The organism is Pedobacter caeni (genome assembly GCF_900129215.1).
Lineage (GTDB): Bacteria > Bacteroidota > Bacteroidia > Sphingobacteriales > Sphingobacteriaceae > Pedobacter > Pedobacter caeni.
In genome coordinates this window covers 83,335-99,640 of sequence record NZ_FQUQ01000003.1, presented here as the reverse complement: position 1 = coordinate 99,640, position 16,306 = coordinate 83,335, and the positions used below count along the sequence as shown (strand labels likewise).

Sequence of the window (16,306 nt, the reverse complement as noted above, 5' to 3'; positions counted from 1 at the left end):
AAGCTTACATCATTCCTAAAAAAAGGAAATTATGAAAAAGCTATTACTCCCGATCTTTGTTGTCTTATTTCTATTCGGATTTAAAGCCACAACCGTAAAAACAATTCAGGGAATTGTGATTGATAAAAGTGATGGATTGCCCCTACCAGGCGTACAGGTCAGCATTTCCAAAACCAAAAAAAGAACCACTACAGATCCCCAGGGAAAGTACACCATCGTATTGAATGACAATGAACAAGAGCTTCAATTTTCTTATATAGGCTATAAAACACAGACCATAAAAGTTGGGAATAAAACCCTGATTAACATTTCCATGGAAGCAGATAACCAGACCTTAAATGAAGTAGTGGTTACCGGATACCAGATCCAGGCAAAAAAATCGATAACCTCCAGTGTGGCGACAATCAGATCATACAGTCCCACTCCGGCCTATGGCAACATGGTCGTGATGTCTCCTCCCGCATCCGATACAGAAAGCTATGCAAACATTCAGGAAAATGTTTTCCACAACCCTGACAAGACACCATTATCTACCTTTTCCATTGATGTAGATGCGGCTTCTTACAGCAATGTGCGCCGCTACCTGAACAATGGCGGATTACCACCCAAAGATGCGGTAAGGATTGAGGAAATGATCAATTACTTTGACTATGATTATCCTCAGCCAACAGGAAATGATCCAGTCAACATCATCACCGAGATCTCTACTGCACCATGGAACAACAAACATAAACTGGTACAAATCGGCCTTCAGGGAAAATCCATGAAAACAGACCAGCTTCCGGCATCAAATCTGGTTTTTCTGATTGATGTATCGGGCTCAATGGCTCAGCCCAACAAACTGCCCTTACTGGTTTCATCTTTTAAACTCTTAACAAATCAGCTTCGCGAAAAAGATAAAGTAGCCATCGTGGTATATGCAGGTAATTCAGGACTTGTGCTTCCATCCACACCTGGGAATATGAAAACAACGATCAAGGAAGCGTTAAACAAACTGACAGCGGGTGGTTCTACTGCAGGTGGGCAAGGAATTGAGCTCGCTTATAAAGTCGCCGGTCAGCATTTCATTAAAGGAGGCAATAACCGGGTAATCCTTGCCACAGATGGGGACTTTAATGTTGGTGCATCCAGCGATAAGGAAATGGAACAGCTGATAGAAGAAAAAAGAAAATCAGGGGTTTTCTTAACCGTTCTCGGTTACGGAATGGGCAATACCAAAGACAGCAAAATGGAAACACTGGCAGATAAAGGGAACGGTAATTACGCTTATATCGATAACATCACGGAAGCCAGAAAGGTATTGGTAAATGAATTTGGAGGGACACTTTTTACGATTGCCAAAGACGTAAAATTACAGGTAGAATTTAATCCTGCAAAAGTACAGGCTTATCGTTTAATCGGCTATGAAAACAGATTGCTGGAGGATAAAGACTTTAATGATGACCGTAAAGATGCCGGAGATCTGGGTTCAGGACATACCGTAACGGCACTATATGAGATCATCCCTACAGGTGTTCAAAGCAGCTTTACCCCCTCTGTTGACCCTTTGAAATACCAGGAAAACAAAAAGAACAACAGCAGTAACGGCAGCCCGGAAATGCTGACCGTGAAATTACGCTACAAAGAACCGGATGGAAACCACAGTAAACTGCTCCAAAAATCAGTCATAGATGCTTCTAACCTCTTTGAGGGCAGCAGCAACAATTTCAGATTCGCAGCTGCTGTTGCAGAATTTGGTATGTTATTAAGACAATCCGACTTTAAACAAAAGTCTTCTTATGGACACGTAATCAGCCTTGTGGAGCAATCAATGGGTAAAGATAAAGAAGGGTATCGCTCCGAGTTTCTGAAATTAGTAAAGTCTTCACAGTTATTGGCCAAAGATTTGCTTACTATTGAAGACACAAAAGACCATAATGAAAAAAATTAGCATTTATCTGATCGCTACCTGTTTCATCAGTTTGAGCAGTACTGCGGCACACAGCCAGTCGAAGTTAGAAAAGATATTAAAGAAAGTAACGACAAAGCCTGCTGCTTCAAAAAGCACGGCTACTTCGGCAACCGGAACGCCAACGACCTCAGAAATGGGATTTGGAATTAAAGAGGCCCTGGAAATTGGCATCTCAAGAGGTACAGATCTGCTTTCTGCAAAAGATGGCTTTTTAGGCAATGCAGCAGTAAAAATTCTGTTCCCTCCTGAAGCACAAAAAGTAGAAAGGACATTGCGCAGCATTGGCATGGGTTCATTGGCAGACAACGTAATCCTGAGCCTGAACAGAGCAGCAGAAGATGCAGCAAAAGAAGCGAAGCCAATATTTGTCTCTGCGATCAAACAAATGACCATCACTGATGTGACGAATATTTTACTGGGACAACAAGATGCAGCAACCTCCTATTTTAAAAGGGTAACGACTTCGCAGCTGATGGAAAAATTCCAACCGGTAATTACCACAAGTCTGAACAAAGTAGGTGCAGCAAAATACTGGGGTGATGCAGCGGGACAATACAATAAAATCCCTCTTGTAAAACCGGTATCTACAGATCTTTCCAGCTATGTGGCACAAAAAGCAATTGATGGAATGTTTATCCAGGTTGCTCAGGAAGAACTTAAAATCAGGGGTAGCCTTGGTGCAAGGTCTACTCCTCTTTTGCAAAAGGTATTCGGATACGCCGATCAGAAAAAATAAGGCCTGCATGGGCTTATAATTTAATAATCAAGCCCATGCAAGTAAAAAACTTTATATAAGTAATGAAATAAAAGGTTACTTTTATAGGGTAATACTAACAACATAGAAGTATATTGGATTTCAAAGATTTTAATTTTAACCCGGATTTATTAGAGGGTTTATTAGCGATGGGTTTTCGCAACGCTACGCCCATCCAGCAAGAGGCTATTCCGCTGATTCTAGATAAAAAAGATTTAATTGCCTGTGCACAAACAGGTACCGGAAAAACAGGGGCTTACCTGCTGCCGATCATGAACATGATCAGTCAGACAGAAGACCGTCATAACAATACCCTTATCTTAGCACCAACCCGGGAACTTGCCCAGCAAATTGATTTGCAGGTAGAGGCACTTTCCTATTTCACAAACATCAGCTCTTTAACGGTATATGGTGGTGGTGATGGCATCGCTTATGAGCAGCAAAAACGCTCTATGCGGGAAGGGGTAGACATTATTATTGCAACTCCGGGACGTTTAATCTCACACCTTTCTTCCGGCCTGTTGAAACTGGACCAATTGCAACATCTGGTACTGGACGAAGCAGACAGGATGTTAGACATGGGTTTTTATGATGACATTATGCGCATCGTAAGCTTCCTTCCACAGAAAAGACAAACGGTATTGTTTTCTGCAACAATGCCACCTAAAATAAGAACCCTTGCAGGCAGATTGCTACAGCATCCGGAAGAAATCAGCATTGCGATTTCTAAGCCTGCAGCAGGGATCAACCAACAAGCCTACCTTGTACATGATGCCCAGAAAGTAAAATTGCTGACGGAGCTGATGAAAAATGTAGATTTTCCAAGTATCCTGATCTTTGCTTCTACGAAAGAAAAAGTAAAAAATCTGGGGAAAGTGTTCCGTGGGTTAGGATTTAAAGCAGAAGCTTTCCACTCTGACCTGGGTCAGAAAGAACGTGAGGCCATTTTATCTGAGTTCAAGAACAAAAGAGTTCCTGTCCTGATCGGAACAGATGTACTGTCGAGAGGAATAGATGTGGAAGGAATCAGCCTGGTGATCAATTTTGATGTTCCCCATGATCCTGAAGATTATATCCACAGAATTGGAAGAACAGCCAGAGCAGCAACTACAGGTACCGCCATCACCCTGGTAAACGATAAAGACAAACGTAAATTTGCGAATATTGAAAAGCTGATCGATAAAAAGATCGACAGGATGCCGCTTCCGGAACACCTTGGAGAAGCACCAGCCGACACCCCTGCCAGCCCATCGACAGAAAAAAGATACGATAAGAAAAAACCGCAGCGTAAATTCTGGAAGAAAAAACCAAAAGCTGCAGGAGCCGCAGGCCCCGCCACAGAATAAACGCTAAAAATAATAGCAATCAGGGAGGGGATTTGCGATTAAGGTATTATCTTTACCTATATGCAAAACCTACCTCCTTTAGCAGAACGCATGCGTCCACAAAATCTGGATGAATATGTTGGTCAGAAGCACTTAGTAGGTCCTGATGCCGTATTACGTAAAGCAATTCAAAGCGGACAGCTCCCTTCTATGATCTTTTGGGGCCCGCCCGGTGTGGGGAAAACTACATTGGCCTATATCATATCACAAACACTAGACCGTCCTTTTTTTAACCTGAGTGCCATCAATTCCGGGGTTAAAGACATCAGGGATGTGATCGACCGGGCTGCCTTGCTCAAAGACAGCCTGTTGGGCCTTCCGATTCTTTTTATAGATGAGATTCACCGTTTCAGCAAATCCCAGCAAGACAGCTTACTCGGTGCCGTGGAAAGAGGCCTGGTTACTTTAATCGGTGCCACTACAGAAAATCCATCCTTTGAAGTTATTTCCGCCTTACTTTCCCGTTCTCAAGTTTATATTTTAAAGTCACTTGATGAAGAAGAGCTATCCGGATTGTTGCAAACTGCAATTAAAGAGGATGTAGTCCTGAAGGAAAAGAAAATCACGATTAAGGAACACGAAGCCCTCATCCGTTTATCCGGTGGAGATGCCAGAAAATTATTAAACGTACTGGAGATTGCCGTCAATGGTATTGGCGGGGATAAAATCGTACTGACAAACGAAAATGTGCTGGAACATGCGCAGCAAAACCTCGCTTTATACGACAAAGCAGGAGAACAACATTATGACATCATTTCTGCATTTATCAAATCCATCAGGGGTAGCGACCCCAATGCCGCTGTATATTGGCTGGCAAGAATGATTGAAGGGGGAGAAGATCCGTTGTTCATTGCACGCCGGTTGTTAATTCTGGCTTCTGAAGATATTGGGAATGCGAATCCGAATGCTTTATTACTGGCCAACAATTGCTTCCAGGCAGTCAATGTGATTGGCTATCCTGAGGCAAGGATCATTCTTTCCCAGGCGGTAACTTATATGGCCTCTTCAGTAAAAAGTAATGCTTCCTATGAAGCAATTAATAAAGCTCAGGCCCTGGTGAAGCAAACCGGAAATTTACCCGTACCCTTGCATATCAGGAATGCCCCGACTAAACTGATGAAAAACATCGGCTATGGTAAGGATTACCAATACTCACATGGTTATGAAGGAAACTTTTCTGCACAGGAATATTTCCCGGAAATTCTGAGTGGGACAAAACTATATGATCCGGGAAAAAATCCCGCAGAGGATAAACTGAGGGAGAAGTTAAAACACAACTGGAAAAACAAATACGATTATTAATATGCTGGGAACTTTTCTCGATCATCAATGGAAGGCCTTTTGGCGCTCAAAAAATAAGGGAGGAACCATTGCTACCCAAATATTTATAGGGTTAGTTGTGCTCTACCTTCTGGCGGTGGCCATTTTTCTGGGGGTTGGCATGGAGATCTTTATTGAACAGCTGTTTCCCGGGAAAGATGTGTTTATCGTATTCAATGGGGTTATTCTTTATTATTTTGCGGTCGACTTCCTGATGCGGATCCAATTACAGGATCTACCCACCTTAAGCGTTGTTCCTTACCTGCATCTGAAAATCCCGAAAAAGAAGATTGTAAACTTTTTAAATACCAGAGCCTTATTTTCTGCATTTAACCTCTTGCCACTGTTTTTATTTCTTCCTTTTTGCGCAACGGCGATTTATAGCGTATATGATTTTTTTACGGCTTTAATGTATGTCGTTTCCATTCTTTCGCTAACCGTTTTCAACAATTATGCAGCATTATATATCAAAAGAAAAAGTATACAGAATTTAAAGATCGTTCCATTGGTACTTTTGCTGATTATCGCTTTAGGGCTGATGGAATACTTTAAGGTCTTTTCTATTGCGGAAATTTCTAACCAGGTCTTTAGTTGGGTAACCATCTATCCTTCTGCCGGATTTGGCTTCACCCTCCTTGCCATATCAATCTACGTACTCAATGCAAGGTATCTTAGAAATAACCTGTACGCAGAGGAACTGAGTAAAAATGAAGAAAAAAAAACCAGTACAGATTATCCTTTCCTGGACCGCTTTGGAGAGGTGGGTACATTGGTCGCACTGGAACTGAAACTGATCCTTAGAAATAAAAGGAGCCGTTCAGTCATCACGATGAGCATGCTGTTTCTATTTTACGGTTTTCTGTTTTACAAGAAGGAGTTGCTGGATCAGGACAGACTCGAAACCATGTTGTTTGCTGCGATATTTATGACCGGAAATTCCATTTGTGTATACGGCCAGTTTATGTTCGGATGGCAATCTTCACATTTTGATGGCCTGATGGCCAACAAAATAAACATCAGAAATTTTATAGGTGCAAAGTTCCTGTTGTTTACCTTGTTTTCCACCTTTACCACATTAGTAGCTTGCTTATATGGGTTTATCAGCTGGAAACTTCTGCTGATTCAGTTTGCAGCTTATTTGTATAATATTGGAATAGGAACGGTGATCGTTTTATATTTTGCCACCAGAAATTATAAATCGATGGACCTGAGTAAAGGATCAACATTTAACTTCCAGGGCGTAGGTGCCAGTCAGTGGGTATTGGGATTACCGTACTTCTTATCACCTTACGTTATTCTTTTACCTTTCTCTTTATCCGGATTCCCTTACTGGGGTTTTGTTGCTTTAGGAGGTTCCGGGCTGGCCGCTTTCTTAACACGTGAGTTCTGGCTGAGTTTTATCGTAAATGAGTTCCATAAAAGAAAACACAAAATTACCGAAGGCTTTAGAGAGAAATCATGATTTTAGAAATTTCAAAGTTACAAAAGACATACGGTAACAGAACCGTTGTAAACATTACAGACTTACAAATTAATGCGGGAGAAACCGTTGGAATCGTAGGTAACAATGGTGCCGGAAAGACGACTTTTTTCAGAATGCTGCTGGACCTGATCCGTCCGGATCAGGGAGAGATCCTATCCAAAGGAGAACAGGTGGTAAACGATAACCGCTGGAAAGATTATACGGCTTCTTACCTTGATGAAGGTTACCTGATCGATTACCTGACCTCAGAAGAATATTTTGTGTTTATCGGGAGCCTGCATAAAATGAGTGTGGCACACGTGATGGATTACCTACAGCAATTCGAGGAGTTTTTTAACGGGGAGATTCTGGGTAAAGGAAAGTACATCAGGGATTTTTCCAAAGGCAACCAGAATAAGGTAGGGATTGCAGCAGCACTGATGCAAGCACCGGAGTTACTGGTACTGGATGAACCCTTTGCCAATCTGGATCCGACCACACAAATCAGGTTAAAGACTTTGATCAAATCCCTGAAACAGGAGCGAAACATGACCACCCTGATCTCCAGTCATGACCTGAATCATGTGACCGATGTTTGCGACCGTATCATTTTGATGGAAAAAGGCCTGATCATAAAAGACCTCCGGACCAATGAAAACACTTTGAAAGAACTGGAAGAATATTTTTCAGGATAAAAAGAGACCTTCTTAGGTCTGTAGTTGTACAGAATTGTAGTCAGTATTTTGCCAAAGCAGCTTCAATAATGACCTTTTGGCGGACATATGGGTGTTAAAATATTCACATGACACAATAATTTTACAAAAGAATAAGATTGGCATCAGGTTTGATTAATGCTCTGAGTAAAACAAATAATAAAATTATGATTACTTCAAAATTTAAAATAGCAACATTTAGTATCGCTTTAGCCATGGGTGCAATGACATTCCAGGGTTGCGATAGTTTAACTAAAACCCAAAAAGGAGCCGGTATCGGTGCTGCTGCAGGTGGTGTTCTAGGTGCTATTATAGGCAAAAAAGCAGGTAATACTGCCGTTGGAGCTATCATTGGTGCTGCTGTTGGTGGTACTGCGGGTGGATTTATTGGAAAAAGAATGGATAAACAAGCTGCAGAGATTCAAAATGCAATCCCTAATGCTGAAGTAATCCGTGAAGGTGAAGGTATCATTGTAAAATTTGATAGTGGTATTTTATTTGGTTTTGACAAATCTGACCTTACAGCTGCTGCGAAAACAAACATCCAATCTTTAGCCGGTTCGATCAACCAATATCCGGGAACAGACATTAAAGTAATTGGTCATACAGATAATAAAGGTACAGAGACTTATAACATGAGCCTTTCTGAAAGAAGAGCTGCAGCGGTTAAAGCTTATGCAGTTTCTCAAGGAGTTCCATCTTCACGTTTAATTACTGTAGGAAAAGGATTCTCAGAGCCGATTGCTGACAATACAACTGATGCAGGAAGAGCTGCTAACCGTAGGGTTGAGGTGGTTATCGTTGCAAACGATCAATTGAAAAAAGAAGCCAAACAACAAGGCAAATAATCAAGCACATTTACATCTACCTATAAAAACGAAAAACCCGTCGTACTATGTACTTCGGGTTTTTTTATGGAATCACCATCTGAGGGATTTCTGAATTTCCGGATTCTTAAGAATAGATATCTTCAAAATAGTGGATCGCCAGAGACTTCAGTAATAACTCCTGCTCCATCATTGCAAATGAAGGAACGGGTTTTACGAGTTTCCAATGTGGCCAGCCATCCTGATCTAATCCTTCCAGTTCATAGAATCCCATTTCACTTAACAAACGGCATGTTGCAATGTGCATCAACTCTTCCTTTTGTCGTTTACTGTACTTGCCAGGTCCTTTGCCCAATTCCTGCACACCGATTAAAAATAGCATGACCTTTAAATCGGGGATATCAGAATCGAACTCCTGAGCTATCTTTTGTTGCAAAATTTTCCATTTCGCGTGTATTTCTGCAGGTTTCATACCGCAAAGATACAAATTAGCTTTTGCGCTTTATTACAATAAGATTAAGCGTTTAGTAAAGCGTTTTGCTATTTTTAGCCTATTAAACACCGCAGCTTAAAAGAGATTTTTACTTATGGAAAAAGAAATAATAACGGGTCTGATGGCCTATGGAATGTCAGGAAAAGTTTTTCATGCTCCATTTGTGCATGCCCACCCTGGTTTTAAATTACATGCAGTAACAGAAAGAAACCATAAGAATGCAGCGAACGACTATCCCGGGATCATCAGCTATGATAGTATTGATGAATTAATCGGGGATGAAAAGATAGAGCTGATCATCATCAACACCCCGAACAATACACATTACGATTACGCAAAGAAAGCATTGACAGCAGGGAAACACATCCTTGTAGAAAAGCCTTTTGCAGCCAGCTCTGCCGAAGCAAAAGAGATTTTTGCCCTGGCTAAAGAACTGGGTAAAAAAGTACTCTTCTATCAGAACAGAAGATGGGACAGTGATTTCACCGCAGTACGTCAGGTGATCGAAAGCGGAAAACTGGGCAAACTAAGTGAAGTGCATTTCCGTTATGACCGATATCGCTCTACAATTGGTGTAAAAAGCTTTAAAGAAGAACCAGTAGCAGCCAGTGGCCTGCTGTATGACCTGGGTCCTCATTTACTGGATCAGGCGATCAGTATTTTCGGCAAACCAGATTCTTTTCATAAAATCTTAGGAAAGAACCGTGTAGATACTAAAGTAGACGATTACTTTTCTATTCACCTGAGCTACCCGGACAGCGTTAACGTTTTTGTGCATTCAAATATGATGGTAGTAGATGCCTTGCCAGCATTTGTGATCAATGGAACAAATGGTTCTTTGCATAAAGTACGAGCCGATGCCCAGGAAGAACAGTTGCTGAAGGGAATGAAAGTTTCAGATCCTGTTTATGGGATTGAAGCAGCAGGTACTGAAGGAAAGCTGACTTTAATCGATGAGCAGGGTAACAAAACGAAACAGGATATTCCATCTTTAAGAGGGAGCTATGTACCCCTGTTTGAAGCGGTATATCAAAGTATCATCAATCAACGACCTTATCCGGTAACAGAGGAACAGGTAATTACACAACTGGAAATACTCGAAGCTTAACCTATGCAGGCCTTTTTTATCCTTATCCCGATCCTGCTGCTGGTGATCTATTTTATCTTTAGAAAAGATAACCACAAGAACTATGTAAGCCTTAGTGAAGCCGATAAACAGCTATTGTTTCAGCATGTGACCTATTACCAGCACCTGACTGTAGATGACCGGATCAGGTTTGAACAGAAAATCTCCGGCTTTTTAAGCGGGATACACGTAGAGGGAGTAGGCACCCCTGTCACGGTTCTGGATAAGCTTTTGATTGCTTCAAGTGCGGTAATTCCGGTTTTTGGTTTTGACGACTGGAGGTATGATAACCTGACCAATGTTTTGTTATACCCGGACACCTTTAACAAGGATTTCCAGTTCGAAGGTGGAGACAGGAATATCCTGGGTATGGTAGGAAGTGGTTACATGAACGGACAAATGATCTTATCCAGGGCCGCATTACAACAGGGATTTTCCAATGCGGCAGACAAAGAGAATACGGCCATACATGAGTTCGTACACCTGCTGGATAAATCTGACGGAGCAACAGACGGGGTTCCGGAAAACCTGATGAAACATGAATACACCATCCCATGGATCAAAATGATCCATGAGGAGATGCATAAAATTGAACAGGGAAAATCAGACATTAACCCTTATGCGATTACCAATGAGGCAGAGTTTTTTGCCGTGGTATCAGAATATTTCTTTGAAAAACCAGATCAGTTTAAGTCAAAACATCCAGAGCTTTATGAAAGCCTCTCTGAGATCTTTTTACAGGACCTGGCAAAGAAAGAGTTATAAACTGCCCAATAAGGCAACATTGAATTCTGTGGGTATTTCTATATGAGGGATGTGCCCACAGCCTTCAAATTCAACGATCTTGGCACCAGGAATTTTAGCTGCGGTTTGTTTTCCAAGAAAACGATATTGACCATGTAACGCCTGTTGATCAGGACTGAGCAGGCCTTTACCTACAATGGTCTTATCTTCTTTACCGATAAACAGTACGGTAGGAACACGGACATTGATAAATTCGTGTACTACAGGTTGTTCATAGATCATGGTAAAAGTCATTGCAGCAACCCTGGCCCAGCGTGGAAAATCAGCGCTGCTCGTTACTCCGCCAGCAATACGGACCAATTCATCATATTCTGGCTTCCAAACGGTAAAATAAGAACTCTGGTAATACTTTTTAGTGCTTTCGGCTGTAGCTTTCAACTCTGTTTTATATTGTTCATCGGTACTTATGTAAGGAATAAAGCTCCTATAGTCTTCCAGTCCGATTGGATTTTCCAATAATAATTTCTCTGTGCTCTCCGGGTAAAGCAGCGCAAAGCGGGTAGCCAGCATCCCTCCCATAGAATGGCCAAGGATATTTGCCTTTTGAATTCCCAAAGTGTCCAGCAAAGCTTTGTTCCAACGGGCCATTTGGTGGAAACTGTAATGAATAAAGGCTTTTGAAGATTTTCCAAAACCGATCTGATCGGGAACGATCACCCTGAATCCCCGGTCTCTTAAGGCCTTAATGGTATTGCTCCAATAATAACCCCCAAAATTCTTTCCATGAAAGAGGACCACTGTTTTTCCATTTGGGGTATTGATTGGTGCGATGTCCATATAGGCCATCCGAAGATCCTGTCCCTCGGTATGGATAGGGAAATATTTTACGGGATAATTGTATTTAACGTTTTCTAAAGTGATGGACAAGGTATCCGTTTGCTGGGCTCTCGCTCCTGTAGCAGCGAAAAGTAAAAAAAGGTAAACTGAAACTTTTTTGTAAAACATAGATGAGATTTTAGGAACAAACAATAAAAGGGATCTAAAGTTCTAAACTTAAGCATTATTTATAATTTTGCAGAAATATAAAAAGTATGAGCACTTACCAAATAGGTTTGGAAAGGTTATCTATTGCAAATGTTGCAGAGATCATCTCAAAAAAACAAACCCTACAATTATCCGATGCGGCCCTTGCTAAAATAGAAAAATGCAGAAACTATCTGGACGATAAACTAAAACGTCATGATGGCCCTATATATGGAATCAATACCGGATTTGGTTATTTACAAAATGTAGAGATCGAATCTGAGAAACTTTCTCAACTACAGCACAACCTGCTGTTATCACATGCGTGTGGAACGGGAGAAGAAGTATCCCCGGAGATTGTACGTTTGATGTTATTGTTAAAAATACAATCTCTGAGCTATGGACATTCTGCCATCGCACTGACTACCGTTCAGCGTCTCGTAGATTTTTACAACCACGATATCCTTCCGGTAATTTATACCCAGGGTTCTTTAGGCGCTTCGGGCGACCTGGCTCCACTGGCCCACCTGGCGTTGCCATTAATCGGTGAAGGCGTAGTGCTTTATAAAGGTGTAAAAACCACTACAAAAGATCTGTACCAGACTTTAGGATGGGAAGCTTTAAAACTTCAGTCTAAAGAAGGGCTGGCACTAATCAATGGCACTCAGTTTATGAGTTCTTATGGGGTGTTCTGCCTGCTTAAAGCACAAAGTCTGGCCAAATGGGCAGATGCCATTGCTGCGATATCTATTGACGGATTTGACTGCCGGATTGACCCTTTTGATACGTTCAGTCATATCATCAGACCTCATGCCGGACAAGTACATACCGCTCAAAATATCAGCAAATGGTTAAGCGGAAGTGAGCTGATCAAACGCGAAGGAAAACAAACTCAGGATCCTTATTCTTTCCGTTGTGTACCTCAGGTTCATGGTGCGAGCAAAGACAGCATCAATTATATACAATCTGTTTTTGAAACAGAAATCAACTCGGTAACGGATAATCCAAATGTATTTCCTGACGAAGACCGCATCATCTCTGCCGGTAATTTCCACGGACAACCTTTGGCCTTAACACTGGACTTCCTGTGTATCGCCCTTGCAGAGTTCGGTTCTATTTCTGAAAGAAGAACCTTCCAGCTGATTTCCGGACAAAGAGGATTGCCTCCTTTCCTGGTAAAAAATGCAGGATTAAACTCTGGCTTGATGATTACTCAATATACCGCAGCTTCCATCGCCAGCGAAAACAAACAATTGTGTACTCCAGCATCCGTAGACAGCATTGTTTCCAGCAACGGACAGGAAGATCATGTGAGTATGGGGGCTAATGCGGCAACGAAATGTTTGAGGGTGGTAAACAACCTGGAAAGAATCTTAGCCATTGAATTGTTAACCGCAGCACAGGCATTAGACCTGAGAAAACCTCTGACTTCTTCTGAAGCCATTGAAACATTGGTAGCGAATTACAGAAAAGTGGTTTCTTTTAATGATGCAGACCGTTTACTGGCAACAGATATTGCTGCTTCTGTAAACTTCCTGAGAACAGAAAAGATCTAGTTTTATGTTGTAAATATTTGTTGCAAATAAAAAACAGACCTCAAAAAAACAGCCGGTATCCATAAAAGATACCGGCTGTTTTTATGTTTTAAGAAGATGCTGATCTACATAAAAGGCACATTGATCCCGAAGGTCACATTGCGTCCCGGATTATAAATACCGGCAGGTTTATACCTGCTCAGGTGGTTATAATATTTTTTGTCAAGCAGGTTCTGGCCTGTCACCCAAAGGTTCAGTTTACCGTTTTTAGTTTTGATAGAGGTTCCGATTCCGGCATCCAGCAGGGTGTACCCATCTGTTTGTGTTTCGAAGCTATCAAAACGCGCCTGTTTTAAGACGTTGCTTACCCCAACTTTAATATAGGTCTCTCCAAGGCCTTTTATACTTGGCTCAAAACGCAACTCATTATTAATGGTCGCAGCAGGAATAAATGGCAATGGAGCATCATCAGCACGGTTAATTCCTCTTACATATGCAAAAGAGTTTTCGAAATGCAGTGACTTCACAAGGTGGAAGTCCATAGAAGCCTCACCACCGATCAAATCTGCTTTCGTCTGTACAAAACGATAAACCGGCAGGGTTTCTATTTCTCCTGCTTCATTGGTCAGTTCTTTGGTTTCTTTGTTAAAGTTCCCCGGATAGATGTAGTTAAAGATTCTGTTGGCATAAGCATTCAGTCCGAAAGTAACCGATTTGGCAGTATATTCTAAACCAAGGTCAAATTGTAAGCTGGTTTCCTGTTTTAATTTGCTGTTTCCGATTTCGTACCTGAAAGTTCCTTCGTGACGGCCATTGGCCGCAAGTTCTGCAATGTTAGGAGCCCTGAACCCAGATCCTGCATTTCCTTTTAATACCAGGTTTTTTGCCACTTCGTAAGCAAAACCAATGGAACCGGAAACGTTTGAGAATTTATTGTTAAAGCTACTGAACACCTGCTCCCCATCAACAGACAGGTCCTGACCGTTTATTTTTTTATAGTCGTAGCGGGCACCGATGTTCACTGCCCCTTTTTCAAAATTGCGTTTCAGGTAAAAGAAAGCACCAATATTGTTACTGTTATAATCCGGAATCAGGAACTCGTCGCCTTTATTCACATTCTTCTGGTACATTCCCTGAACGCCAATTGCCGGCTCCCATTTACCAGCGTTTGGAAAGTAATATTTTACATCATAGGTATAGGAGTTCAGGTTTAAATTCAATCCAGGCTCGGTTGCACTTTCTTCAAATTCTTTCCTCATGTTCCGCTGAAAAGCAAAAGTTGTTTTCAACTGTCCTTTACCCAGGATAAAATTACTGTTTAAGGCAGTGCGGTAATGAGTGATGTTCTGAAAAGGAAGTCCTAACCTTCTTTGTTGTGCTTCAGCTTTGCTGATCACCTCTCCATCTTCATTAACAAAGTTTCCCTGCTCATTTGGTCCATCCTCTACAAGGCCAATATTGGTATGGAAACGGGAAAAGGTCAGGTGGGAATATCCCCAGCTTTTATTTAATCCAACCATTCCATTCAGGTTAAATTCATTAAATCCGGAGTTCGGAACGGTTGTGTTTTTATAACCAAAGCCGTAGGCGTTTTTATAGGATACACGACCACGGTATACAAATCCGTTATCGTTGCCCTGCAACATTAGTGAAGAAGCGCTGAGGCCATTATTTGTACCATAGGAAGTGGTAAAATCCCCATTGAATACTCCAGGAGGAGGAACGAGGTCGTCAATAATATTGATCACCCCGCCCAAAGCGTCTGATCCGTATAGCAAACTGGCAGGTCCTTTTAAGATCTCGACCCTTGCTGCCGAAAACTGATCGACCTCAATCCCATGTTCATCTCCCCATTGCTGGGCTTCTTCCCTTGCACCATCTACCATGGTGAGTACACGGTTATAGCCAAGACCACGGATGGTAGGCTTAGAAATCGCCCCTCCGGTGCTCACCTGGGAAACCCCTGGAATCCTGGAGATCGCATCTACCAAGTTTGTTCCGCCAGCCTGAGCCAGCTTATCTTTCCCAACGGTAACGACAGACAAACTGTTCGTCTTGTTGTTGGAACTAAAAGGTGAACCTGTAATGACCACTTCTGCACTTTCGACTACAGAAGGCTCCATAGAAATGTTTAAAGTATTAATGGTTGCAAGGTCTACCATTTGAGAATGGGTTTTATAACCTACAAAACGGACCTCCATCAGGAACCTTCCTTTTAAAGGGATATTTTTTAACGTAAACTCTCCCAAACTATTGGTAGTGGTTACGGCTTTTAAATCACTAATGTATATGGTAGCCCCAATAAGAGGTTCCTGGGTACTGGCATCCGTAATCTTACCTTTAACTTCAGACAGTTCTGCAGCAAAACTGTTTGCAGAAAAAAAGGTATATAGCAGGACAACTAATACAAGATGTATCTTTTTCATGTGTGTTTTTATAGATTGGCCTGAGCCAATGATTTGATGTGTTTATAGCGCAAAACGGCTGAATAAATCAGCTCCGGGGCAAATGCCATGCAGCGATCAGTGTGCACAGATTTATATCCCCGGGAGAACAATAAAAGAAAAATTAATTACGCTATAGGGGGGCCACGCAGCGAAGAGCCAATGAGTTCTGTATAAGAACCAGTCAGTATCGCATAGAGTTCGGATACGGGCCCGATTTCCAGGTAAACCTGAAAATGAGTGTATTCATGAAGGTAGTTTTTTTCGAAATGCGCCGCACAAACCAGACAGGTATCAGTGTGACTGCGAACGTGTAATTTATGGCTACATGTTTTTTCGTGTTTCAGACACCGGGGTTCATCATCATGATGATGTAAGGCACTAAAAGGAGTCAATGCAATCGCAAACACCCATAGCAAAGCAATGGATAAAATCTGGTTGATATGTTGGCGACTCTTTTTCAATTTTAAAGGCTAAAAATACTCAATTTCGTATAAATACATACATTTGTTTTATAACATTGCCCTTA

General features: G+C 41.7%; 14 protein-coding genes. 10 read left to right on the top strand and 4 right to left on the bottom strand.

Translation table 11 applies throughout. The annotated features are described in order from the left end of the window. The first annotated feature begins 31 nt into the window (after positions 1–31). The 7 genes from BUC20_RS15035 to BUC20_RS15005 all read left to right on the top strand — a co-directional run bounded on the left by BUC20_RS15035 (position 32) and on the right by BUC20_RS15005 (position 8,433). Positions 32–1,930 (top strand): vWA domain-containing protein, encoded by a 1,899-nt coding sequence (locus BUC20_RS15035; protein ID WP_073231928.1) that lies wholly within the window; start codon positions 32–34, stop codon positions 1,928–1,930. After that, the gene (locus BUC20_RS15030) at positions 1,917–2,687 is read left to right on the top strand and encodes a DUF4197 domain-containing protein (protein WP_073231927.1); all 771 of its coding nucleotides are present in this window, start codon (positions 1,917–1,919) and stop codon (positions 2,685–2,687) included. Before BUC20_RS15035 ends, BUC20_RS15030 begins: the two co-directional genes overlap by 14 nt. Positions 2,688–2,800: 113 nt before the next feature. Then, positions 2,801–4,051 (top strand): DEAD/DEAH box helicase, encoded by a 1,251-nt coding sequence (locus BUC20_RS15025; protein WP_073231926.1) that lies wholly within the window; start codon positions 2,801–2,803, stop codon positions 4,049–4,051. 60 nt (positions 4,052–4,111) lie between these two features. After that, positions 4,112–5,392, top strand: a complete 1,281-nt coding sequence (locus BUC20_RS15020; RefSeq protein WP_073231925.1) for a replication-associated recombination protein A — start codon at positions 4,112–4,114, stop codon at positions 5,390–5,392. Position 5,393: 1 nt separating this feature from the next. Beyond that, on the top strand, positions 5,394–6,872 hold the full coding sequence (locus BUC20_RS15015; protein WP_073231924.1) for a DUF5687 family protein: 1,479 nt from the start codon (positions 5,394–5,396) through the stop codon (positions 6,870–6,872). Then, on the top strand, positions 6,869–7,567 hold the full coding sequence (locus tag BUC20_RS15010) for an ABC transporter ATP-binding protein (protein WP_073231923.1): 699 nt from the start codon (positions 6,869–6,871) through the stop codon (positions 7,565–7,567). The genes BUC20_RS15015 and BUC20_RS15010 overlap by 4 nt, the downstream gene beginning before the upstream one ends. A 185-nt stretch (positions 7,568–7,752) precedes the next feature. Continuing rightward, on the top strand, positions 7,753–8,433 hold the full coding sequence (locus BUC20_RS15005) for a YiaD family glycine zipper/OmpA-like lipoprotein (protein WP_073232679.1): 681 nt from the start codon (positions 7,753–7,755) through the stop codon (positions 8,431–8,433). 106 nt (positions 8,434–8,539) lie between these two features. Here the strand turns inward: BUC20_RS15005 and BUC20_RS15000 are convergent, their stop codons facing one another. Beyond that, positions 8,540–8,884 (bottom strand): hypothetical protein, encoded by a 345-nt coding sequence (locus BUC20_RS15000; protein WP_073231922.1) that lies wholly within the window; start codon positions 8,882–8,884, stop codon positions 8,540–8,542. 115 nt (positions 8,885–8,999) lie between these two features. On the opposite strand from BUC20_RS15000, the gene BUC20_RS14995 reads away from it, so the two are divergent. Together BUC20_RS14995 and BUC20_RS14990 are read left to right on the top strand one after the other, a co-directional pair. Beyond that, positions 9,000–10,013 (top strand): Gfo/Idh/MocA family oxidoreductase, encoded by a 1,014-nt coding sequence (locus BUC20_RS14995; protein WP_073231921.1) that lies wholly within the window; start codon positions 9,000–9,002, stop codon positions 10,011–10,013. Positions 10,014–10,016: 3 nt separating this feature from the next. After that, positions 10,017–10,796: a M90 family metallopeptidase gene (locus tag BUC20_RS14990; protein ID WP_073231920.1), complete on the top strand. Its 780-nt coding sequence runs from the start codon at positions 10,017–10,019 to the stop codon at positions 10,794–10,796. Here the strand turns inward: BUC20_RS14990 and BUC20_RS14985 are convergent. Continuing rightward, positions 10,791–11,780 (bottom strand): alpha/beta fold hydrolase, encoded by a 990-nt coding sequence (locus BUC20_RS14985; protein WP_073231919.1) that lies wholly within the window; start codon positions 11,778–11,780, stop codon positions 10,791–10,793. The genes BUC20_RS14990 and BUC20_RS14985 overlap by 6 nt on opposite strands. Positions 11,781–11,866: 86 nt before the next feature. Between BUC20_RS14985 and hutH the strand changes: the two genes are divergently transcribed. After that, entirely contained in the window at positions 11,867–13,354 is a 1,488-nt protein-coding gene (gene hutH, locus BUC20_RS14980) for a histidine ammonia-lyase (protein WP_073231918.1), read from the top strand. Between the two features lie 104 nt (positions 13,355–13,458). Here the strand turns inward: hutH and BUC20_RS14975 are convergent, their stop codons facing one another. Further along, positions 13,459–15,759, bottom strand: coding sequence for a TonB-dependent receptor (locus tag BUC20_RS14975; RefSeq protein WP_073231917.1), 2,301 nt, complete (start codon positions 15,757–15,759; stop codon positions 13,459–13,461). Between the two features lie 146 nt (positions 15,760–15,905). Further along, positions 15,906–16,241 (bottom strand): hypothetical protein, encoded by a 336-nt coding sequence (locus BUC20_RS33715; protein WP_143166819.1) that lies wholly within the window; start codon positions 16,239–16,241, stop codon positions 15,906–15,908. Positions 16,242–16,306 lie beyond the last annotated feature (65 nt).